The 23,494-nt window shown below is 73.7% G+C and carries 14 protein-coding genes; 8 read left to right on the forward strand and 6 right to left on the reverse strand.

Annotated features, from left to right (window positions below; translation table 11 throughout):
- Window positions 1-136: 136 nt before the first annotated feature.
- The gene (locus IG05_RS0124635; protein ID WP_199808374.1) at window positions 137-1,288 is read right to left on the reverse strand and encodes a chitinase; all 1,152 of its coding nucleotides are present in this window, start codon (window positions 1,286-1,288) and stop codon (window positions 137-139) included.
- Window positions 1,289-1,353: 65 nt separating this feature from the next.
- Window positions 1,354-2,127, reverse strand: coding sequence for a lectin (locus tag IG05_RS50035; protein WP_267883323.1), 774 nt, complete (start codon window positions 2,125-2,127; stop codon window positions 1,354-1,356).
- A 426-nt stretch (window positions 2,128-2,553) separates the two neighbouring features.
- Here IG05_RS50035 and IG05_RS0124645 point away from each other — a divergent pair, with 426 nt between their 5' ends.
- On the forward strand, window positions 2,554-3,780 hold the full coding sequence (locus tag IG05_RS0124645) for an alginate lyase family protein (protein ID WP_030345858.1): 1,227 nt from the start codon (window positions 2,554-2,556) through the stop codon (window positions 3,778-3,780).
- Window positions 3,781-4,060: 280 nt separating this feature from the next.
- On the opposite strand, the gene IG05_RS0124650 is transcribed toward IG05_RS0124645, so the two are convergent.
- The 4 genes from IG05_RS0124650 to IG05_RS0124665 form a co-directional block, all read right to left on the reverse strand.
- Entirely contained in the window at window positions 4,061-4,957 is an 897-nt protein-coding gene (locus tag IG05_RS0124650) for a DUF6424 family protein (protein ID WP_030345860.1), read from the reverse strand.
- A gap of 137 nt (window positions 4,958-5,094) precedes the next feature.
- Window positions 5,095-6,171, reverse strand: a complete 1,077-nt coding sequence (locus IG05_RS0124655) for a hypothetical protein (RefSeq protein WP_078894426.1) — start codon at window positions 6,169-6,171, stop codon at window positions 5,095-5,097.
- Window positions 6,172-6,330: 159 nt separating this feature from the next.
- Window positions 6,331-8,244, reverse strand: coding sequence for an SMI1/KNR4 family protein (locus tag IG05_RS0124660; RefSeq protein ID WP_030345863.1), 1,914 nt, complete (start codon window positions 8,242-8,244; stop codon window positions 6,331-6,333).
- Between the two features lie 194 nt (window positions 8,245-8,438).
- Complete coding sequence (locus tag IG05_RS0124665; RefSeq protein ID WP_030345865.1) at window positions 8,439-8,918, reverse strand: SRPBCC family protein; 480 nt, start codon at window positions 8,916-8,918, stop codon at window positions 8,439-8,441.
- Window positions 8,919-9,165: 247 nt separating this feature from the next.
- Between IG05_RS0124665 and htpG the strand changes: the two genes are divergently transcribed.
- The 7 genes from htpG (at window position 9,166) to IG05_RS0124700 (ending at window position 23,456) form a co-directional block, all read left to right on the forward strand.
- A complete protein-coding gene (htpG, locus tag IG05_RS0124670; RefSeq protein WP_030345866.1) occupies window positions 9,166-11,070 on the forward strand; it encodes a molecular chaperone HtpG in 1,905 nt (634 codons plus the stop codon).
- Between the two features lie 763 nt (window positions 11,071-11,833).
- Window positions 11,834-13,018 carry a S1 family peptidase gene (locus IG05_RS0124675; RefSeq protein WP_030345868.1) on the forward strand — a complete coding sequence of 395 codons (1,185 nt, stop codon included), beginning with the start codon at window positions 11,834-11,836 and terminating at the stop codon, window positions 13,016-13,018.
- Window positions 13,019-13,437: 419 nt separating this feature from the next.
- Window positions 13,438-16,854 (forward strand): DUF4132 domain-containing protein, encoded by a 3,417-nt coding sequence (locus IG05_RS0124680; RefSeq protein WP_234336003.1) that lies wholly within the window; start codon window positions 13,438-13,440, stop codon window positions 16,852-16,854.
- Window positions 16,851-17,948, forward strand: coding sequence for an ATP-binding protein (locus IG05_RS0124685; protein WP_037814615.1), 1,098 nt, complete (start codon window positions 16,851-16,853; stop codon window positions 17,946-17,948). The genes IG05_RS0124680 and IG05_RS0124685 overlap by 4 nt, the downstream gene beginning before the upstream one ends.
- On the forward strand, window positions 17,948-20,311 hold the full coding sequence (locus IG05_RS0124690; RefSeq protein WP_051790218.1) for a DUF5682 family protein: 2,364 nt from the start codon (window positions 17,948-17,950) through the stop codon (window positions 20,309-20,311). The genes IG05_RS0124685 and IG05_RS0124690 overlap by 1 nt, the downstream gene beginning before the upstream one ends.
- Complete coding sequence (locus tag IG05_RS0124695; protein WP_051790221.1) at window positions 20,308-21,507, forward strand: VWA domain-containing protein; 1,200 nt, start codon at window positions 20,308-20,310, stop codon at window positions 21,505-21,507. Before IG05_RS0124690 ends, IG05_RS0124695 begins: the two co-directional genes overlap by 4 nt.
- Entirely contained in the window at window positions 21,504-23,456 is a 1,953-nt protein-coding gene (locus tag IG05_RS0124700) for a hypothetical protein (protein ID WP_030345876.1), read from the forward strand. The genes IG05_RS0124695 and IG05_RS0124700 overlap by 4 nt, the downstream gene beginning before the upstream one ends.
- Window positions 23,457-23,494: the final 38 nt, after the last annotated feature.

Below are 23,494 nucleotides of genomic sequence, written 5' to 3' on the forward strand. Positions count from 1 at the left end.
CGGGCCGGGCGACGGCGCCGCCCGGCCGGGCGGGGTGTCCACCACCGTGCACCGTGCAGGAAACGGCCGAGGAGGTCCATACCTGCGACGGAGGTCCTTCGGGCGTACCGGGGTTCCGGGGCGGGCGCCAGGGGCGTCAGCAGTACAGGTTGGCGCCCGGTGAGACCCCGAGGATCTGGGTGAACCGCTGGTAGGCGTCGACGCGGCTCTGCACCTGCGCCGGGTTCTTGCCGTCGCACTCCAGGGAACCGTTGATGGAGCGGATGGTCTGGCCGAAGCCGGCGCCGCCCACCATGGCGTTGTGCGGGGTCATGGTGCCGGGTCCGCTCTGGGTGTTCCAGTACCACAGGCCGGTCTTCCAGGCCACGGCGGAGTCGTTCTGCACCAGCCACGGGTTGCCGAGCAGGTCGATGCCGAGGGCGTCGCCGGCGGCCTTGTAGTTGAAGTTCCAGGACAGCTGGAGGGGACCGCGCCCGTAGTACGCCGCCTGCCCCGCCGGGCAGCCGTACGACTGGCTCCAGTCGCAGTAGTGCGGGTAGTTGGCCGTGTTCTGCTCCACGACGTACACCAGGCCGCCGGTCTCGTGGCTGACGTTGGCGAGGAAGGCGGCGGCCTCCTGCTTCTTCACGGTGTCGCTGCCGGTGTTCGCGAACCCGGGGTAGGCGCGGAGGGCGGCGGTCAGACCGCTGTAGGTGTAGAACGAGTTCCGGTTCGGGAACATCTGGTTGAACTGGGCCTCGGAGACGACGAACCCGGACGGCGTGGTGTCACCGCCACCGCTCGCCGGCGCGTTCCACTTCTGGTTGGCGCCGCCGGAGCAGCTCCAGATCTGCAGCCGTGTGCCGTTGGCCGAGTTGTTGTCCCGTACGTCCAGGCACTTGTTCGCGGCCGGGTTGACGATGTCGCGCGCGGCGCTGACCACCCACTGCTGGTTGGCCCCGCCGGAGCAGTCCCACAGCTGTACGGCGGCTCCGTCGGCGGTACCGCGGTCGACGACGTCCAGGCACTTGCCGAGTGCCCGCAAGGTGCCGTCGCCCGGATTGGACCACCGCTGGGCCGCGGTGCCGTTGCAGTCGTAGAGCTGTACGGCCGTGCCGTTGGCGCTGTTCGCGCCCGCGACGTCGACGCACTTGCCGGCCAGGCCGCTGATCTGCCCGTCGGCGGCCTGCGCCGGGGTGACGGCGAACAGCACGGCGAGGGACGCGGAGATGACGGCGGCCAGGAGGCGTCCGGGGTGCAGGCGGCGCCTGCGGCGCAGCGGTGTCCGTCCGGCTTCGGGGTGACGCATGAAGGGTTCGCTCCAGTTCATGGGGCCGGTTGCGGTCCGGGAGAGGTACGGGCGGTCCGCGGAGGTCAGTTGAGGACGGTCTGCGTGACGACGATGTGCCCGGCGTCCGGGTTCAGGCTGCCGCCGAGCCGGCTGAAGGCGCCGTCGGTCAGGTCGAGGCACTTGGGCTCCTGCGGGGTCTGCACGAACGTGCCCCGGTCGTTGACGCGGACCACCAGTGACCGGCCGTTGGCGACGTTGGTCACCTGGACCCGGGTGCCGAAGGGCAGTTGGGGCTGACGGCTGAGCGAGGTCGCCGCCGTGTCGGCGTTGTTGTCGAACAGCTCACCGCTCGCCGTCAGCGCGCCGGGCGGCTGGGGGCCGTAGTGGGTGGCCCAGCACTGCTCGCCGGCCTGCGCGGCCGGGGCGTTCCACTTCTGGTTGGCGCCGCCGGTGCAGGTCCAGATCTGTATCCGGGTGCCGTTGGCGGCGGTGTTGCCGGTGACGTCCAGGCACTTGTCCGCCTGGGGGTTGACGATGTCGTGGGCGGCGGTCACGGTCCACTTCTGGTTGGCGCCGCCGGTACAGGACCACAGCTGCGCCTTGGCGCCGTCGCCGGTCGCGTTGCCGGTGACGTCGAGGCACTTGCCGAGGGCGCGGAGCGTGCCGTCGCTGCCGGCGGTCCACTGCTGGGCGTTGGTGCCGTTGCAGTCGTAGAGCTGGACGGGCGTGCCGTCGGCGGAGTTCGCCCCGGCGACGTCGAGGCACTTGCCGGCGAGCCCGGTGACGGAGCCGGTGGCGGCCTGGGCGGGCAGGGCGGCCAGCGTCCCGGCCGATACGGCGACGGCGGCGGCGAACACGGTACGGAACAGGACCGAGCGAGTGGGGGGTTGTGCGGCCACGGGAGGAGATCACAGCCTTTCGCGGTCGATGAAGAACGGGGAAGGCCTCACCGAGCCGAGTGCTGCGTGCGGAGGCCCACCCGGCAACCGGGAAGGTAAGTGGTCTGAACCAGTACCGTCAAGAGCCGAACAGGGCAGTTTGAAAAGGGAGTTGAGTGAGCCCGAGGAATGAATTCAGGCCAGGGTGCCGGCGCGGGGACACGTCTCCGGGCGTTCACTTGTTGACGCCGGCGGGAGAGGGGTGCCGCTCCGGCGCGTGGGCCGCCCCCTGTGAACGGCGCGCGTCCCGTGCCCCCTTGACGGCCCAGTGGTCCGTACCTATGGTCTCCGTTCAGCCCGCACGTTCAAGAAGCCGCCCATCGTTCACATATGAGGACGGACTATATGCAGGACACACCCGCTCCGCGCCGCCGTGCGTCCCGGCGTTCCCGGCGTTCCGCCCTCGCCCTGACGGCGGCGGCCACCCTGCTCACCACCGGCCTGCTCTCCTGGCCCGGCACCGGGCGCGCTCAGGCCGCTCCCGCGACCTTCGTGCACCCCGGCGTCACCGTCTCCCGCGCCCAACTCGACTTCACCCGCGAAAAGGTGCTCGCCGGCGCCCAGCCGTGGAAGAGCGCGTACGACCAGATGATGGCGAGCAAGTACGCGAGCCTCGGCCGCACCCCCCAGCCCCGCGCCGTCGTGGAGTGCGGTTCCTACTCCAACCCCGACTACGGCTGCACGGACGAACGCCAGGACGCCATCGCGGCCTACACCGACGCGCTGGCCTGGTACATCACCCGCGACGAGCGCTACGCCAAGAAGGCGATCGAGCTGATGGACGCCTGGTCCGCCGTGCTCACGGACCACACCAACAGCAACGCTCCGCTGCAGACGGGCTGGGCGGGTTCCTCCTGGCCGAAGGCCGCCGAGATCATCAAGTACACCTACCCCGGCACCTGGGCCAACTCGGGCCGTTTCGCGTCCATGCTGCGCAACGTCTACCTGCCCAAAATCATCAACGGCTCGAACTCCAACGGCAACTGGGAGCTGTCGATGATGGAGGCGGCCGTCGGTATCTCCGTCTTCCTGGAGGACAAGACGTCGTACGACACGGCCATGGCGAAGTTCCGCACCCGCACGGCCGCGTACGTGTACCTCGCCTCCGACGGGGACCTGCCGAAGACGGTACCGAGCCAGAACCTGAACACCCGCGACAAGATCGTGTCCTACTGGCAGGGCCAGTCCACCTTCGTCACCGGTCTCACCCAGGAGACCTGCCGCGACTTCACCCACACCGGCTACGGCATCTCCGCCATCTCGCACGTCGCCGAGACCAGCCGGATCCAGGGGCAGGACCTGTACGGCACCGACGTGGGTGAGCGGCTGCGGCAGGCGCTCGGCTTCCAGGCCAAGTACGAACTGGGCGCCGCCGTCCCCAGCTGGCTGTGCGGCGGGTCGGTCAAGCGGGGGCTGGGCCCGGTCACCGAGGTCGGCTACAACGCCCTGCACAACCGTCTGGGCGTCGCCATGACCAACACCCAGACCCTGACCGAACAGAACCGCCCGGCAGGCAGCAACAACCTCTTCGTGGCCTGGGAGACCCTCACCCACGGCGACAACCCGAACTGACCCACGGCCGCCACCGGCGCCCGGGCGCCGCTCCACGCGGGCCCCGGGCGCACCGGCCGGTTCTCCTGCAGCTCGGCCGTGTCGCGGACGGCCGAGCGCGGCTTCACCGAAGGCCGGCCCGGCGCGGAGAGCCGCACCGGCCTGGCGGCGGTGAGCGGGTTGAACTCGGCCCGGTAGACGTCACCCGGACACTCGGCCTTCATCCTCACGGGGCCGGCAAGGACGAACGGACGGCCGCGCGGGTGAAGGCCCCCGGCCCGGCGCCGCGCTGGAGAAGACGTCAACGGGTGCGGGAATTCCGCCCGTTGCCGTGTGACCGGTGCGGCGCAAGCGGCCCGGAGGCGCTGCGCCGGCCTGGGCCGATCTGCCCGGCGAACGCCTGGAGGGCGGCCGAGCTGTTCGGCGGCAGGATCGCCATCAGCCCCTGGTCCTGCGCCTCGGCCAGCGTGTGCGCGGCCTGGCTGCCCTCCGGGGCGTGCACCAGCCGCACATGCCCGTCGCCGGAGCCCCGCCGGCCCACCGGCGTCACGGCGCCGTGTGTGCCGTCCGGCAGGGTCACCCACAGCTGGAAGTCGTCGTACCGGAAGAAGTCGGCCCCCTTCACCGGCCACGGGTAATGGTGCTCCCCGGGCACCTTCGGCAGGATCCCCTGGTGGTTCCCGCGGCTCAGCGGCACACAGGAGTTGAAGAGGCAGTCCGTCCACGCCTCGACTCCGTCGGCGTCCGTGACCGGGGTGCGCAGCAGCTGCTCGGCCTCCTCGTAGCCCAGCCGGGCCAGGGCGGGCAGCGTCTCGGGGAAGGCCGCCACGAGTTCGGCCGCGTCCTGGCGGAGCCGGTCGATCCGGGGCGGGTCGGCGCAGAACTGCATGCTCCACTCGATGCCCACGCGGGCCCGGTACATCCGCCAGCCGCCCGCCGTCCTCACCCACAGGCTGCCGCCGTGGTGCATCTCCCAGCCCTCGGGCGCCACCGGCCGGGGCCCGTAGGGCAGGTCCGCGTCGTCGATCTCGTCGAGGATCCGGTGCGCCGTGCGCTTCGCGGCCTGGAAGAAGGGCGACTCGAAACGCTTCGGATGCTCCACCAGCCGGATCTTCCAGGGATGGTCCTCCGACTGGGCGCCGCCCGGCTTGACCGTGTCGGGCATCACGTTCCTGGTAACGGTACCGGCGCGGGTCATGGTGCCCTCCTCGTGCCGCCCGCGGCCCGGGTGCGGCCCGCGGTGCCGAGCGCCCCCCCGGGAATGGTCCCCTGTGACTATCGTGCGCCCGGGAGCGGGAGTCTGCGAGCGCAGGAGCCCGCCCCGGACCCTGGCGGTCAGGAGAAGTGGCGGACGAAGACGTCCGACTTGCCGTTGGTGTCGCCGGGCACGAGGTCGTCGGCCGTGGACTGGAAGACCACGTCGCGCCCACCGGCGCCGACCGCGCCGGCCCCCGCCGTGGCGGGCCGGTCCGAGACGGTCTCGTCGGTGTCCGTCCACAGGTCGAGCAGCGTGAGCGACGGTCCGGTCGTGTCCTGCGGGGCGTACAGCAGGTAGCGGCCGGTGGGGTCGATGGCCAATCCCCGCGCGTTCGGCACCAGTCGGGCGGTGCCCGAGCGCACGTCGTGGACGTAGGTGTCGGAGCCCGACAGGTAGACGACCTTGCTGCCGTCGTCGCTGAGCTGGACGAGTGACGCCTTCGCGGACGGGCCCTCGATCGGGCCGGAGGCGGTGCCGACGGTCCGGTCCCACACGAAGACGTCCTCCGTCTTGCCGTCCTGGTAGGCCACATAGCGGCCGTCGCCGCTGATGGACGGCCTGGACGGGTAGGTGTGGCCGAAGGCGGCGACGGTCTGGTCGGCGCCGGTGCTGCGGTTCTGGACCTCGATGCGCTGGCCGAACGACGGTTGCCTCGGGGAGAACACGACGTGGGCGACATAGCCGCCGTCCCCGCTCAGTGACGGCTGGTTGCAGCTGTAGGCCGAGCAGTTGAGGGAAGCCGTCGCCCCCGTGCTCACCTGGTACTGGCGGATTCGCACGTCGTTCACCCACTGCACCGGATAGGCGACGTACGCCCCGTCACCGCTGATCACCGGAGCCTGGAGCGGGCGCAGCTGCCCCGTCTGCCGGGTCTGCCCCGTCCGCTGGTCGCGGACGTACACCCGGTCGCCTCCCGTGGTGCCGTCGGGCGTGAGGTTCGTCGCCGACGACGAGAAGACGACGCGGCTGCCGTCGGGCGTGATCGAGGCCCCGGCGGAGTTGTCGTCGGCCTGCGTGCCGTCGGCCGCGACACTGATCCTCTCGACACCGGCTCCGCCGCCGTCCGCGACGCTCGCGGCCTGGGCGACGGCGGCTCCGGGCAGCACCGCCGTGACCGTGCAGACCGCGGCCGCCGCGCCGAGAGCGGTCCGCACACCTCTGGTGGTGCTCCCGTTCGCGATTCCCCGCATGTTCCCCCCAGGCAGGACACGTCCGCCGGCTCGCCACTGGCGGCCCGCAAGCATGCAACCGCGGCGACGCATCGCGGTCAAGGCGTCACACGGTGCGTCGAGAGTGCGCCAACCTGCCACTTCCTACGGCCTGCTGCGGACGAAACGCAGCGCCCAGTAACCCTCGCCCGGGCCCGGCGGCCGGTTCCAGGGTCTGGTCCGGAACGTGTGCAAACGCCCGCGGGTGAGGGCGAACCGCGGCAACCGGACGCCGTACTCGGCGGCGAGCGCCTCCAGGGCGCGGCGTTCCCCCAGCCGCTCGGCGGGCGGGTCGTCCGGCCGGAAGAGCCGCTCCGGATCCAGTGCGGCCGGCAAGGAGCCCCGTACGGCCGCCGTTCCCCGCACCGTGAACGCGTACCGTTCCTCCCCGTGCTCCGCCACGGACAGGTGGAAGACACCGGGGCGGTGCCCGTCGGACGGCTCGCTCCACACCGTCACCGCACGGGTGCCATCCGAAGCCGCGACGCCGGGGGAGTCGAACCACTTCTCGGCGAAACCACCGCCGGGCCGCGCCTCCAGCGCGAAACTCCAGCCGGCGCCCGCCCGGCCGACGCAGGCAAGCGCCCGGTCCTCCCACCCGGGCGCGTCGGCGCCGCCGCGCAGCCGCATGCGTGACTCCCACAAGGTCACCGGCTCGTCCAGCACGGTGGTCTCGTCCGCGCCGAGCCGGCCGGGCAGCTCGGCCGGCTCCACCGCCGCCACGAGGACGAAACGGTACGACGACGACAGCACGTGCCCGGGGTCCACCTCGGTCAGCCACGCCAGCCCGGGCGGATCCACGTCGGCCGCCGGAGCCGGTGCCACGCCCCGCCGGCCCGCGCGGGGCGTGGCCAGCAGCTCCCGGCCCCGCTCCGGGGTGACCAGCGGGCCCAGGAGCGGGTCGGCGCACAGTCCGACCGGCGCGATGTGGTCCGGGCCCACGGGCCGCCACTCGGGCAGCGCGGCGCGCAGCGTCCGCCACGCCTCGTCCGTGTCACCCCACCGCGCCTGCTCCCGCGCCTGCGCCACGGCACGCCCGAAGGCGCCTCCGGGGGCGTAGCGGTAAGTGCCTTCGCGGACGTCCCGCAGGATCTCCCGCGCCGTCTCGGCCGCCGCGGGGGAGGCGTCGCCCAGGTGGTAGCTCCACGCGTAGTCGTCCCGGTGCGCGCTCACATGCTCGGCCGCCAGCACGGGCAGGACCTCCGGTGCGTAGAGCGGATCGGTCGTGAGCCCGTGGAACGACACCGTGTACGTCTGCCCCAGCATCCGGCGGATCTGGTCGCGCAGCCCCGCCGCCCGCGGCCTGCCGTACTCCAGTGCCTCGGCCAGTGCCGTCCCGGCCTCCTCGTACCGTCCCCGCAGCGCCTCCAGCCGGGCCTCCTCCACGGAGGCGTCCAGCGCCCGCGTCGTGGCGTTGACGAACTCCTGCCCGGTGCGATGCGACCGGTCCATCTGGAGGCTGTGGAACTCCCGGTACATGTCCTCCATGAACGCCCGGAAGGAGCCGTACCGCTCCGGCGGGCTCGCCCGCCACGACGCGTAGGAATAGACGGGCCACTCCCCGTCGGCGTCCACGTCACCGGGGTCCATCAGGATGTGCACGGCGTCCGACTCCACGTCCAGTTCCAGGGCCCGCTGCCACATCCCGGCCGGCAACTCCTCCTCCGGCGCGGCATCGTCGTCCGGGTCCCCGGGGAAGTGCTCGGACAGCCCCGCCGCGTCCTGGTGCCGGCGGACCTGGTCGGTGCCGGCGAGCAGCCACACGAAGCCGCCCGCGTGCCGCCAGCCGTCGCTCACCGACAAGAACGCCCGGTACGAGGGAGGGAGCCGGTGCCCGAGCCGCTCCTCCAGTGCGCGGATCCGCTCCTCGGAGGCGGGCGGGAACCCCAGCCACCGCGTACGCAGGACCTCCTCGTCACCCGCGAGCCGCTCGTCGTCCGGCGCGTCGGGATCCTGCGCGTCCGCCCACTCGTGGCTCCAGCGCGTCAGGAACGCCCGCCAGTAGTCGCTGTCCGTCATGCCACCGATCGTGCCAGCCGCCACTGACAACGCCCCTCCGGCAGCCGGAACTTGGGCCGCCGGGGGCGGGCACCGACCCGGCGGCCCCCCGGCCGGCACCGGCATGTCATGTGGCCGGACATGAGACACGGCCCGGGCTGGTGTGCCCGGGCCATGTGCCTCCCACCTACGTCTCGTGCGAGACCTGTGTGGGGTCAGAGCGCCCCGGGGCCGGCGTCCTCGGGCCGGACCCGGCCGCGCCAGGCACCGGACTCCCCACCGCGCTCCTCGATGAACTGCTTGAACCGCTTCATGTCACCCTTGACGCGCCGGTCGATCGTGCCGATCAGGTCCGCGGCCTTCTCCACGGCCCCGCTGGGCTCGATGTCCATCACCAGCTCGACCTTGGTGTGGCCGTCGTCCAGACGCTCGAAGCGGACCGAGCCCTTCTGGCTGGTGTCGCCGCTCGTGGTGCGCCAGGTGATGCGCTCGTCGGGCAGCTGGTCGACGATCTCGGTGTCGAACTCCCGCCGCACCCCGCCGATCTTCGTGGTCCAGTGATTGTGCCGGTCGTCCAGCTGCCTGACCTCTTCGACGCCTTCCATGAAGTTCGGGAACTCCTCGAACTGCGTCCACTGGTTGTAGGCGGTGTGGAGCGGAACCTCGACCTCTACCGCTTCCCGGACCGTGCTCATCTCTGTACCTCCGTTGTCACTCCTTGGCTGGACCTGGCGAGTACCCGGAGAAGCGGAGGTCATGAGCACCGAAACCGGAAACCGGGAACGTGAGGGAGCGCATACGCAGCGCATACGCGGCGCAGCGGCCCGTTCGCCGCCCCGGTTCGATCCAGCCACTGCGCCCCATTCGGGCCACCGCGCTGACGTGGTGTTTTACAGTGGCTGCACCAGTTCCAGCGACAGGACCGGAGAGGTATCCGCGAACATGCCGACTGAGACCTTCGAGTTTCAGGTGGAGGCTCGTCAGCTCCTCCAGCTGATGATCCACTCGGTCTACTCGAACAAGGACGTCTTCCTGCGGGAGCTCGTCTCCAACGCCTCGGACGCGCTGGACAAGCTGCGTCTGGAGAAGCTGTGGGACGACTCGCTCGACGCCGACGTGTCCGACCTGCACATCGAGATCGACATCGACAAGGACGCCCGTACGCTCACCGTGCGGGACAACGGCATCGGGATGTCGTACGACGAGGTCGGGCAGCTGATCGGCACCATCGCCAACTCGGGCACCGCGAAGTTCCTGCACGAGCTGCGGGAGGCCAAGGACAAGGCCGGTGAGGAGGGGCTCATCGGCCAGTTCGGCGTCGGCTTCTACTCCGGCTTCATGGTGGCCGACGAGATGACCCTGCTGACCCGGCGCGCCGGCGAGGGCCAGGGCACCCGCTGGTCGTCGCGCGGCGAGGGCACGTACACCCTGGAGACGGTCGACGACGCGCCGCAGGGCACCTCGGTCACCCTCCACCTCAAGCCGGCCGACCCGGAGAACCAGCTCCACGACTACACCTCGCCGTGGAAGATCAAGGAGATCGTCAAGCGGTACTCGGACTTCATCACCTGGCCCATCCGGATGGTGCCCGAGGGCGCGGCCGACGGGAGCGACGAGGCGCCCGGGCCCGAGACCCTCAACTCGATGAAGGCGCTGTGGGCGCGGCCCCGCGACGAGGTGTCCGACGACGAGTACCACGAGCTGTACAAGCACATCGCCCACGACTGGCGCGACCCGCTGGAGACGATCCGGCTCCAGGCGGAGGGCACCTTCGAGTACCAGGCCCTGCTGTTCCTTCCCGAGCACGCCCCGCACGACCTGTTCACGCGGGACTTCAAGCGCGGCGTGCAGCTCTACGTCAAGCGCGTCTTCATCATGGACGACTGCGAGGCGCTGCTGCCGCCGTACCTCCGCTTCGTCAAGGGCGTCGTCGACGCGGCGGACCTCTCGCTCAACGTGTCCCGGGAGATCCTCCAGCAGGACCGCCACATCGAGATGATGCGGCGCCGGCTGACGAAGAAGGTCCTGTCCACGGTCAAGGAGATGATGACCAAGGACCGGGAGCGGTACGACACGTTCTGGCGGGAGTTCGGCACGGTCCTGAAGGAGGGACTGGTCACCGACACGGAGAACCGGGACGCCATCCTCGCCGTCGCGTCGTTCGCCAGCACGCACGACGAGACCGGACCGACCACGCTCAAGAGCTACGTGGAGCGGATGAAGGACGGTCAGGAGGACATCTACTACCTGACCGGCGAGTCCCGGCAGAGCATCGAGAACTCCCCGCACATGGAGGCGTTCCGGGAGCGGGGCATCGAGGTGCTGCTGCTCACCGACCCGGTGGACGAGGTGTGGGCGGACGCCGTCGGCGAGTACGAGGGCAAGAAGCTGCGGTCCGTCGCCAAGGGGCAGATCGACCTCGACGCCGAGGACGAGGACACCTCCGACGCGGAGCGGGAGAAGCAGAGCGAGGACTACGCTGGCCTGCTCGGCTGGATGAAGGAGCAGCTGGACGAGGAGATCAAGGAGGTGCGCCTGTCCTCCCGCCTCACCGTCTCCCCGGCGTGTGTCGTCTCCGACGCGCACGACCTGACCCCGGCCCTGGAGAACATGTACCGCGCGATGGGCCAGGAGGTGCCCCGCGCCAAGCGGATCCTGGAGCTCAACCCGGACCACCAGCTGGTGAAGGGCCTCAACCAGGCGTACAAGGAGCGCGAGGACCGCTCCGAGCTGGCCGAGACCGCCGAACTCCTGCACGGACTGGCGGTGCTCGCCGAGGGCGGCCAGCCGAAGGAACCGGCCCGCTTCGTCAAGCTGATGGCGGACCGCCTGGAACGCGCGCTGTAACACCGCTCCGCCCTGCGCCGGCGGCCTGCCCGGGGCGTCCGCCCCAGCCGGACGGGCAGGCCGCCGGCGGATCCGCAACAAGGGGCGTCGACCGGCGGGCAGCACGTCGCTGCCCGCCGCACCGGCCCGGTCCGCACCGCCGTCCACGACCCCGGCCCGGTATTCGCGCCGCCTGAGCGGGCGCACCGGCACCTACCGCAGCGACGTGGCCGGTGCGCTCGCCGGACTGTCCGAGCGTCACCTCGTCGCGCGCGCCGGACCCCGGGGACCAGCGCCGCAGCAGAGGGGCCTCGACCGTGAACCCGGCGTCCCGCGGCCGGGGTGGTCGCGCCGGGCCGGGCCGACCATCGTGGGAGAGAGGCCGATGCCGAACGCGTCCCCGCCCGGTCCGTTCAGGTGGGCGGTGGCGTGCCCGGGTCCGCGGCCGACGTCCGCCACCGGGCCGCCGCCGGCGGCGTGCACCGAGTGGGCCGACGGCGACAAGGGCCGCCCGCAGGTACGGATTCCGGGGCAGCGCGTCGCCGATCAGGTCGGCGCAGCTGGCCGCGGCCGTGCCGCAGGAGGTCCGCGTGTCGGCCGACCGGGCGTCTGTGTCCATGAGCCGACGCGGTGACCGAGTCTCCCCGCGCGTGCCGCCGTCGAAAATCGTGCATTGGCATGGACCTGACGTCATGGCGCGGCTAGGCTCTGCCCCGCCACGCAGAGAGCGCTCTCAGACATCGGCTGTTCCACCCCACCCCTGGAACGACGAAGGGCAACTCCCATGAGACGCAGACGACTTACGCATGCCGCGCTGGCCGCACTCCTGGTCCTTGGCGGCCTGAGCGCAGCGGGTGCGGTCCCCGCGGCGGCGGCCGGCGCCACGACCGGATCCGCGGACACCGCGGCCTCCACCGCCCCGCCCGCCTCCGCCGGACTCGTGACCGCCATGCAGCGCGATCTCGGCCTCACACGCGAGCAGGCCGAGGCCCGGATCGCGGCTGAACGGACCGCCGCCGCGCTCGCCCCGAAGGTGCGCCGGACGGCCGGGGAGGCCTACGCGGGTTCCTGGTTCGACTCCGCGAAGGGACGCCTGGCGGTGGCGCTCACCCCGGACGCCCCGGCGGACACGCGCCGCGCGATCAGGGCGGCCGGGGCGGAGATCCGTACGGCCGCGCACACGGCCCGGCAACTGGACGCCGTCAAGGCGCGCCTCGACCGGCTGTCCGCGCCGCCCGGAGTGAGCGGCTGGCACGTCGACCCGGTGGCCGGCACGGTCGTCGTCGACATCGTCCGCGAGGACCGCTCCGACAACGATGTCCGGCACTTCGTGTCCCGGGCCCGCGAGGCGGGACCCGTCACGGTCCGGACCGTGCCCGCCGCACCGCGCACCTTCGCCGCCGGAACGGTCGGCGGCGACCCCTACTACACCGGCAACGTCCGCTGCTCCATAGGCTTCTCGGTGTACGGCGGCTTCGTGACCGCCGGGCACTGCGGCCGGCCCGGCGCCGGGGTCAGCGGCTGGGACGGCTCCTACATCGGCACCTTCCAGGGCTCGTCGTTCCCGGACAACGACTACGCCTGGGTGAGCGTGGGCAGCGGCTGGTGGACGGTGCCGGTGGTGCTCGGCTGGGGCACGGTGCCCGACCAGCTCGTGCGCGGCTCGGCCGTGGCGCCCGTCGGATCCTCCGTGTGCCGCTCGGGATCGACCTCGCACTGGCACTGCGGGACGGTGCTGGCGACGAACGAGACCGTCAACTACAGCCAGGGCGCGGTGCACCAGCTGACGAAGACGAGCGTCTGCGCCGAACCCGGGGACTCCGGGGGCTCCTTCATCACCGGGGACCAGGCACAGGGCGTCACCTCCGGCGGCTGGGGCAACTGCACCAGCGGCGGCGAGACCTGGTTCCAGCCGGTCAACGAGATCCTCGGCCGGTACGGCCTGACCCTGCACACGTACACCGGCTGACCTCGCCCGCGCACCGACCACACGCGGTCGCACCGGGGGTCCGCACGCACCGTGGCGGACCCCCTTCCGCACACCTGGGACGACCCGGGCACCTTCATCGAGGACACCACCCGGTCCGTCGAATCACCCTGGGCACCCTGACCCGGGCCACCCGCGCACCGGCCGCCGTACTCCGCGCCGGGCAGGCCGCGTCACTCCCGCCGCGGGACGGCCCCGCCGGCTCCCTCCGGCACCGTGTCGCCCATGAAGCCGAGCCGACCCGCACGCCGGGGCTCCCTCGTCGTCCACGCGGCCGCCTCCACGAGCCGGCTCGAACCCCGCCGAGCCGCCGGCCGGGGGGCGTTGTCAGAGGGGCCGGATAGCGTGACCGCCATCTGATCAAGCAATCGGTCCCGCCCGGGATCGGTGGAGGAGGGGTTGTGCGGCGCACGGAGTCGGTCGGGGTGGGTTCGGCGAGGGAAGAGGCCGAGGGGGAGGCTCCCGCGGTCGCCGGACCGGCGGCGGTGGCGGACGAGCCGGTCGCGCTGCCCGACGAGGAGACGTTCCGGATGCCGTCGGCCTGGCGGCGGCTGGTGCATCCCCGGCGGGGCGGGATCGAGCGGAGCGTCCCTGCACCGGACGCCGAGGCCGAGCAGTGGACGGCGGTCCGGCTCCAGGAGTACGCGGACCGCATCGAGGCGATGCTGGCCGACCCGAAGAGCGACCCGCGCATCGTCCAGGCCACCAGGGACCACCTGAGCGGCCGTCACGACCCGTTGGGCGCCGCGGCGATCGCCGTGCGGACCTTCTACTCGCACCACCCGGACGGCATCCACGTCGACGCCTGGGTCCGCGCACACGGACTGGCGTTCGCCGCCCGGGCAGTGGTGGAGTACTTCGACGTCGAGCCGCACTACCACCCGAGCGGCAGCCGCCGGGGAGAACCCTGGCTCGAATTCCGCCCCGACGGGACCATGCCCCCCGCGTGGGCCTGGCCCAAGTTCGCCGAACGCGTGCGCATCCTGCTGTCCGTGGCCGACGAGGACACCTACCGGGAGACGGTCGCCGCACTGGCCGGCTGCCGCACCGGCGCCCGCCGCCGTATCGTCGTGTCCTACCTGCTGCCGACCGAGCAGCAGTGGGTCGACGAGTGCTGCCTCGACGCACCGCGGGCCGACGCGCTGCTGCGCGCGATGCTGGCGTGCTCGCTGAACTCCCCCGAACAGCTGAAGCACTTCGGCCACCGGCTGGGCCTCACTTGGTTCGGCTGGAACACGGCGCTCGTCGCCACCCTCGCCGAGGGCACCGGCAAGGCCTTCGCCCCCCTCCTGGAGGAGGCCCTCGACCGGGCCGGCAACTCCGAGCGCACCAAGGCCTTCGCGAACGCCCTGGTCGAACTGCCGTCGGACGAGGCGTTCCGCCTCCTGCTGGACCGCGTCGGCGACAAGCACGTGCGCCCGTACCTGCTGGAGGCCATGCGCCGGTACCCGGTCCGCGCCCTGCGCCTGCTGGGTGCGGAGGCGGCAGGCTCCGGCAGGAACGCGCAGCCGGCCGGGCAGTTGCTCGCGGCGCACGTCCTCGCCCACACCGGCATCACCGCGGCCGTGCTGCCCGGCCTACCCGCCGAGGTCGCCGCCCTCGTGGCGCCCCACCTCACCCGCACCGACCGGGTGGCCGAGGCCCCCGCCGAGGCGCTGCCCGCCCTCCTGGTCCGCCCGCCGTGGGCCGGCAAGCGCAAGACCGGCAGGACGCGGGTCGCCACCGAGACGCCCGCGGCGCCCGAGCCGCAAGTGGGGTGGCGGCCGGACGAGCAGGAAGCCTGGGCCAGGTCCGGCGGCCCTTACGCCAGATGGCGCGTCGATTACGACTGGTCCGGCGAGATCGAGCACCTGCGGCGGACCGGGCAGCTGCGCAGCTTCCACGACCTGCGTCTGTTCGTCGACGGCCCCGAGGACGTCGTACGACCACTGCTCGCCGACTGTGCCCCCGAGGAATACTGGAACGGCGAGGCGGCGCTCAAGCCGGTCGCCGCCCGGCACTCGCTGGCCGCCCTGCCGCTGATGCGGCGGGCCGCGGCCCGGCACCCGAGCACCCTGGGCGCGCTGGTGCTGCCGTACCGGGACGTAGAGGTCGCCGCGCTCGTGTGCGACTGGCTGGCCCGGCTGAAATCCGCCGACGCCACCGCCCGCGCCTGGCTGGCCCGGCACGGTCTGGACGCGGTGCCCTTCCTGGTGCCGCACGCGGTGGGGCCGGCCGGCCCGGTCCGGCGCGGCGCGGAGAGGGCCCTGCGGCTGCTGGCCGAGGCCCACGGCGACACGGCGGTCTCGGCGGCCGCCGCCGGCTGCGGCGCGGAGGCCGCGGGCATCGTCGAGGAGACCCTGGCCGTCGACCCGCTGGTCAGCGCGCTGCCCGCCCGTGTGCCCACGGTCGGCGCCTGGGCGGACCCGGCGCTGCTGCCGCAGATCCTGCTGCGCGAGGGCGGCGCCCTGCCCGCCGACGCCGTCCGCAACGTGCTGACACTGCTGGCCCTGTCCAAGCCGGGCGAGACCTACCCGGGCCTGGAGGTGCTGACCGCGCACTGCACCGCCGACTCCCTCGCCGGCTTCGCCTGGGGCGTGTTCGGGCAGTGGCGGCTGGCCGGCATGCCGCCCAAGGACAGCTGGGCGCTGCACGCGCTCGGCTGGCTCGGCGACGACGACACCGTCCGCCGCCTCACGCCCGTCGTGCGTGCGTGGCCCGGCGAGGGCGCCCACCACCGCGCCGTGGAGGGCCTGGCCGTGCTCGCGGCCATCGGCACCGACGTGGCGCTGATGCATCTGCACGGCATCGCCCAGCGGGTGCCGTTCAAGGCGCTGAAGCTGCGCGCCCAGGAGAAGATAGCCGAGGTCGCCGAGGGCCTCGGCCTGACCGGCGAGCAGCTCGGTGACCGGCTCGTGCCCGACTTCGGCCTGGACTCCGACGGCACCACCGTCATCGACTACGGGCCCCGGCGGTTCACCGTCGGCTTCGACGAGCAGCTGCGCCCCTACATCCGGGACGCCGACGGCAAGCAGCGCAAGGCGCTGCCCGCGCCCGGCGTCAAGGACGACCCGGAGCTGGCCCCGGCCGAGCGCAAGCGGTTCGCCGCGCTGAAGAAGGACGTCCGCACCATCGCCGGCGAACAGGTACGGCGCCTGGAGGCGGCGATGGTCGCCCAGCGCACCTGGACGGCCGCGGAGTTCCGGGAGCTGTTCGTCGCCCACCCGCTGGTGTGGCACCTGGTCCGCCGCCTGGTCTGGCTCGGCGGCACCGACGGGGTGACGACGGCCTTCCGGGTGGCGGAGGACCGCACCTTCGCCGACGTCGACGACGACGAACTGACGCTGCCCGACGACGCGACGGTCCGTGTGGCGCACCCGCTGCACCTGGCCGACGAGCTCGCCGCGTGGTCGGAGCTGTTCGCCGACTACGAGATCCTCCAGCCGTTCCCGCAGCTGGGCCGGGCCGTGCACGAACTGACCGAGGAGGAGGCCGCCGGGCACCGGCTGACCCGGTTCGAGGGCGCGCGCGTGCCGGTCGGCAGGCTGCTCGGCCTCACCAAGCGGGGCTGGGAGCGCGGCGAACCGCAGGACGCGGGCGTGGAACGCTGGTTCCACCGGCGCATCGACGCCGACCGCCACCTGGTCATCGGGCTCGACGAGGGCATCGCCGCCGGCATGCCGGACACGTTCCCCGACCAGACCTTCGAGAACGTCTGGCTCGACTCCGCCCCGGGCGACTACTGGCGCAGTCGCGAGTACCCGCTGCGCTTCGGCGACCTCGACCCGGTCATCGCCTCCGAGATCCTCGCCGACCTCACCGAGGTGACCGCCAAGTGACCGCCACCGTCGAAGAAACCGGCGAGGCGCTGCTCCAGCGCCCGCCCGCCGAGGTCCGGTACGCCGCCGAACTGGCCGCCCTGCGCGCCGCGGACACCGACCCCCGCCCGCCCGGCTGGCAGCTGAGCCTGCGCGCGGCCCGCCGCTTCATCGTCGGCGACGAACCGGCCGGCATCAGCCGCAAGTTCGTCGGCAACGTCTCCCTGGTCGAGCGCGCCCTGGTGACCCTGGCCACCAACCGCGGCCTGATGCTCGTCGGCGAGCCCGGCACCGCCAAGTCGCTGCTGTCGGAGCTGATCGCGGCGGCCGTCAGCGGCAGCAGCGCGCTCACCGTCCAGGGCGGCGCGGCCACCACCGAGGACCAGATCAAGTACTCCTGGAACTACGCGCTGCTGGTCTCGGAGGGCCCCTCCGCGCGTTCCCTGGTGCCCGCGCCCATGCTGCGCGGCATGGTCGAAGGGCGGATCGTACGGTTCGAGGAGATCACCCGCTGCCCGCTGGAGGTACAGGACTGCCTGCTGTCCCTGCTCTCCGACCGCGTCATCACCCTTCCCGAACTGGACGGACCCGACGGCCTGGTCTTCGCCCGGCAGGGGTTCAACGTCATCGCCACCGCCAACACCCGCGACCGGGGCGTCAACGAGATGAGCGCCGCCCTCAAACGGCGCTTCAACTTCGAGACCGTGCTGCCCATCGCCGACTTCGAGACCGAGCTCGCCCTGGTCGGGGCCGAGGCCGCGGCGCTGCTGCGGCAGTCCGGGGTGGAGCCGCCGCCGCGCCGGGACGTGCTGGAGGTACTGGTCGGCACCTTCCGCGAACTGCGGGGCACCGCGGGGCGCGGCGAGCGGATGTCGACGGTGATGAGCACCGCCGAGGCCGTTTCCGTGGCCCACGCGGTGGGGGTGCGGGCCTGGTTCCTGCGCGGCGAGCCCGGCGGTGCCGCCGACGTCGTGTCCTGCCTGGCGGGTACGGCCGCCAAGGACAGCCCGGAGGACCTCGCCCGGCTGCGCCGCTTCCTGGAACAGGAGGCACCGCACCGGCCCGGCCCGCAGTGGCAGGCCCTGCACGAGGCCCGCCACCTCCTGGCCGACTGATGCCGGCCACGACAGCGCCCGCCGTCTTCCTCGGCGTGCGCCACCACTCCCCGGCCTGCGCGCGGCTGGTCGCCGACACGATCCGGACGCTGCGGCCGGCGTGGGTGCTGGTGGAGGGCCCGGCGGACATGAACGACCGGATGGACGAACTGCTGCTCGGGCACACGCTGCCCGTCGCCGTGTTCAGCCACTACCGCGACGACCGGCGCGTGGCCACGTCCTGGACACCGCTGTGCGACTACTCCCCGGAATGGATCGCGCTGCGCGAGGGGCGGGCGGCCGGCGCCGAGGTGCGCTTCATCGACCTGCCCGCCTGGCACCCGGCCGTCGCCGGCCGCACCGACCGGTACGCCAACCGCTACGCGGACGCGGAGGCGCGGTACGCCGAGGCCACGCACAGGCTGTGCGAGCACTTCGCCGTCGACTCCGTGGACGCCCTGTGGGACGGGCTGTTCGAAGTCACCGGGCCGGGTACGGACCCGCAGGAGCTGCGCGCCCGGCTCGACGCCTACTTCGAACTGGTGCGCGGCGACGCGGAGGCGGACCCCGCGGACCGGGCGCGCGAGGAGTACATGGCCGCCTGGGTGCGGGCCGCGCTGGCCCGCACCGGCGACCGCCCGGTCCTGGTGGTCACCGGCGGCTTCCACCAGCCCGCCCTGCGGGCACTGTCCGCACGGCACGGGGCCGCCGCGGCCCCGGCCGGCTGGCCCGCGGTGCCCGAGCCGCCCGACGGAGCGCTCGGCGGCAGCTTCCTCGTGCCCTACTCCTTCCGGCAGCTGGACGCCTTCGCCGGATACCAGTCCGGCATGCCCTCGCCCGGCTACTACCAGCGGCTGTGGGAGACGGGTCCGCCGGCGGCCGGGCAGGGTCTGCTGCGGGCGGTCACCGAGCGGCTGCGGACCCGCGGGATCCCGCTGTCCACGGCCGGCCTGATCGCCGCCCGCTCGCTGTCCCAGGGGCTGGCCCAGCTGCGCGGCCACCCGTACGAGACGCGGGTGGACGTCCTCGACGGCCTGGCCGGCGCGCTGATCACCGACGACCTGGACCGGCCACTGCCGTGGACGACGCGGGGCACCCTCGGCGCGGGCACCCATCCGGTCGTGGTGGAGATGGTCGCCGCCTGCACCGGCGAGGCCGTGGGCCGGCTGCACCCGGACACCCCCCTGCCCCCGCTGGTGCACGACGTGGCCGGCCGGCTCGCCCGCCTGGCGCTCGCCGACGTCACCGCGCCGGTCACCCTGGACCTGACGAAGGAGCGGGGCCTGGCCCGCAGCCGCACCCTGCACCGGCTGCGCGTCCTGGGCGTCCCCGGCTTCACCCGCGTCTCCGGACCGGCCCACGGGGCCGACCCGGTGTTCACCGAGGTGTGGGAGCCGGGCCCGGTGGCCGGCCGGGAGGCCGCGCTCATCGAGGCCGGTGCCTACGGGGCACGCCTGGACGAAGCCGCCGCGGCGCTGCTCGGCGAGCGGACGCACGCGGCGGGCCCCGAGCTCGGGGCGCTGGCCGGGCTGCTGTTCGACGCCGTGCTGTGCGGGGCCGGGCCGCTCTGCGCCGACCTGCTGACGGCGCTCGCGGTCCGGGTGGGGCAGGCCGGCGACCTCGGCCGGCTGGGCGAGGTGCTGTCGGCGGCGCTGGGCCTGTGGCGGCACGACCGGGTGTTCGGCGTGGCCCGGGACGGGCTGCTGGGCCGGGTGGTGGGCAGTGCCGCCGACCGGGTGTTCTGGCTGGCGGAAGGGCTGCACGGCGGCCCCGGGGCGGACCTGGCGGTGGTGCGCGCGCTGGCGGCCGCCCGGGACGCGCTGCGCCACGCCCCCGCCCTGCTGTCGGTCGGCCCGGAGGCCGCCGCCGAGGCCGCCGCCCGTATCAGCCGCGACCCGCGCGCCCCGGCCGCACTGCGCGGAGCCGCCTTCGGCCTGCGCTGGGCGCTGGGCGTCCCGGACGACCCCGGGCCGGTGGTGCAGGCGCTCGCCGCGGCCGCGGTGGACACCCTCGGCGACTGGCTGACCGGCCTGTTCGCGGTGGCCCGCGAGGAGGTGGCCCACGGCACGACGACCGGCGGCGGCTCCCTGATCGACCTCGTGGACGGGGTCGTATCGGCGCTGCCCGAGGGCGACTTCCTCGTCGGACTGCCCGCGCTGCGCCAGGCCTTCGCCTTCTTCCCGCCCCGCGAACGCGAGCGCATCGCCGAGCGCTTGCTGCACCGCCGCCGGCTGCGCGGCTCGGCCCGCTCCCTGCTGCGCACCCCCGCCGACCCCCTGCTGCTGGCCCGCGCCAGAGCCCTGGAGGAGAACGTGACCCGACTGCTCGACCGCCACGGCCTGGCGGCACCCGCCCCCGCTCCTCGCCCGGAGGCGACCGGATGAGCCCCGCACCGCCCGACCCGGTTCCGGCACCGTCCGGCACGCCGGCGACCCCCGACCCCGGGCTGGAGCGCTGGCGGCTCATCCTCGGCGCCGCCGCCGAACGCCGCACCGGCCCCCTGCACGGCGCGTCCGCCGCCCGGGACGCCGCGCTGGACTGGCTGTACGGCCGCGACGAGGACCTGCGCCGCCGCGGGGTGCGCCGCGGGGCGGCCGGCTCCCGGGAGGGCGGCAGCGGACCGTCCCAGCCGACCGCCGTGGACTGGCTCGACGACATCCACCGGCTGTTCCCGAAGGAGACCGTGGAGAGGCTGGAACGCGACGCGGTGGAGCAGTACGAGGTCCACGAGATCGTCACCGACCCCGACGTCCTCGCCCGCGTCGAGCCCAGCCAGACCCTGCTGCGGGCCGTCCTGCGCACCAAGCACCTGATGAACCCGCAGGTGCTGGCGGCGGCCCGACGGATCGTCGAAACGGTCGTACGGCAGCTGATGGAACGCCTCCAGCCGGAGGTGCGCCGGGCGGTCACCGGCTCGCGCACCCGCCGCCCCAGCCGGCTGCCGCTCGCCCGCGACTTCGACTTCCGCAGCACCATCCGCGCCAACCTCGCCCACTACCAGCCCGGGGAACGCCGCATCCTCATCCAGCGGCCCCACTTCCACTCCCGCACCCGCCGCCACCTGGAGCAGTGGCAGCTGGTGCTGCTGGTGGACCAGTCGGGCTCCATGGCCGGCTCGGTGATCCACTCGGCGGTCACCGCCGCCTGCCTGTGGAGCCTGCCGGGCCTGAAAACCCATCTGGTCGCCTTCGACACCGCGGTGGTGGACCTGACCTCCGAGGTGACGGACCCGGTGGAGCTGCTGATGCGGGTGCAGCTCGGCGGCGGCACCGACATCGCCCGCGCCGTCGACTACGGCGCCTCGCTCGTGGAGAACCCGCGGCGCACGATCGTCGCCCTCGTCTCCGACTTCTACGAGGGCGGCGACCCGTTCCGTCTGGTGCGCACCGTGCGGCAGCTGGTCGAGCAGGGCACCACCGTGCTGTGCCTGGCCGCCCTGGACGAGGCCGCCGACCCCGTCTACGACCGCGACCTGGCCGGCCGGCTGGCCGCGGTGGGCGCCCCGGTGGGGGCGATGACGCCGGGCCGGCTCGCGGAGTTCGTCGCGGAGCGGATCGGCCGCGGAGGACAGGCCCGGTGACCCGCTCCGACCTGCTGGCCCTGACACCCGACACGCTCGCCTCGCTCGCCAACCGGGGCCTGGTCAAGCGCGCCGACAAGGACCTCGCGGCCGGCTCCGGACCGGAGGTGACCACCGGCGACGACGGCACCGTACGCGGCACCTTCCCGGACGGCACCGTGACCGTGCTGCCGCCGGGCCGCGGCCTGGACGCGGCCGACTGCACCTGCGCCGCGGCGGCAATGTGCCGGCACCGGATCGCCCTGGTGCTGGCCTACCAGCGCGGCGCGCCGCAGCAGCCGCCGGCGGCCGGGGAACCGCTGGTGGACTGGTCGCCCGGCGCGTTCGACGACGACGCGCTGGCCGCCGCGCTGGGCCGCACCGCCCTGACCGCCGCCCAGCGCGTCCGCGCCCGCGGCTACACCGCCCGCGTGCACCGCCCCACCGCCGACGACCCGGTACCCCGCGTGGAACTGCCCACCTGCACCGTCCGCTTTCCCGTTCCGCGCGCGCTGGGCTACGCCCTCACGGACGCGGCCGCCGCCCTGCGCGGCGAGGTCGTCACCCTCGCCGTGTGGGCCTTCCGCGCGGCGGACGCCCAGCGGACGACCGAGGTGTGCGTCGGCGGCCGTACGACCACGCCCCCGGCGGCCGTCGAGGCGATGCGCGCGGCCCTGGCGCTCGCCGACGAACTCCTCCTGGACGGCGTGCGGCACGCAGGCCCGGTCTTCGCCGGCTCGCTCCGCCGCGCCGGGCGCGCCCTGGCCGCCACCTCCCTGCACTGGCCCGCGGGCGCGGTCGACGAGCTACGGGAACAACTCGACGCCTACACGGCCCGCGAGACCCGCTACACCCCCGAACGCCTGGCCCTGCTCCTCGCCGAACTCCACGCCCGGCACCGCGCCGCCGGCCACGACCCGGCCGGCGTGCTGGGCACCGCGGAGGCACCCGTGACTCCGCTGCGACGGGTACGGCTGGTGGCGCTCGGCTGCCGGATCGGCGGCACCGCCCGGGACCGTACGGCCGAGACGTACTTCGCGCACGCCGACGCCGGCATCGCCCTGGTCCTGCGCAGCCGCTGGGACCTGACGGAAGACCAGCGGCCCACGGGCCACGACCTGTCCGGGCGCCGCCTGCTCGGCTCACCGCTGCACGCGCTGGCCACCGCGAACGTCGTCAGCGAACACACCACGCGCGCCGCCGACCGCACGGTCACCCTCTCCCGCGGCCGCATCGCCGCCACGAGCGTCACGCCGGCCGGCTCGGCCTGGACGGAACTGCCCCGGACCCTGCTGGTGCGGGACACCGCCGCACACCTGCGGGCGGCCGGCGAGCGCCCGCCGCGACTGATCCGCCCGCGCGTCGCGGCGGACGACGTACGCGTGGTCATGGTGGACGCCGTCGAGGAGATCGGCTACGACCCCGCCGCGCAACGCCTCGAAGCGGTGCTCCGCGACCCGGCGGGCAACGGCGTCCACCTCCACGCCGAGTACAACCCGCTGTGCCCCGGCGGCCTCGACGCGCTGGCCGCGGCGCTGGCCGACGACGGGATCCGTGCCGTCAGCGGCATGCTGGGCCGCTCCCGCGGCCGTACCGTGCTGGACCCGCTCGCCGTGCTGACCGCCGACGGCGTGACCGTCCCCGACCTGGCCCCCGGCGCCGGCGACAGCGCGCTCGAAGCGGCCGGGCACCGCCCGTCCGACCCGGTCACCGCGGCCCTGCGGGCGGCGCTCATGGCCCTCGCGGACGCGGCCCACCAGGGCCTGCGTCACCTGACCCCCGCGACCCGCACCGCCCTCACCGACGGAGCGGACCGGCTGCGCCGCACCGGCCTGAACGGCGCGGCAGCCCGCCTGGACGACCTGACCCGCACCCTGCACGAGGAGGGAGCCCCCGCCGCCGTCCCGCACTGGGTGACGGCCCAGATCCGGCTGACGACCACCCTGGACCTGCACCAGGAGGACGGCTGACCGGCTGACGGCCCTCGGGACGCTCGGCGGGGCGCGGT

Source organism: Streptomyces sp. NRRL S-1022, from assembly GCF_000720135.1.
Taxonomy (GTDB): Bacteria; Actinomycetota; Actinomycetes; order Streptomycetales; family Streptomycetaceae; genus Streptomyces.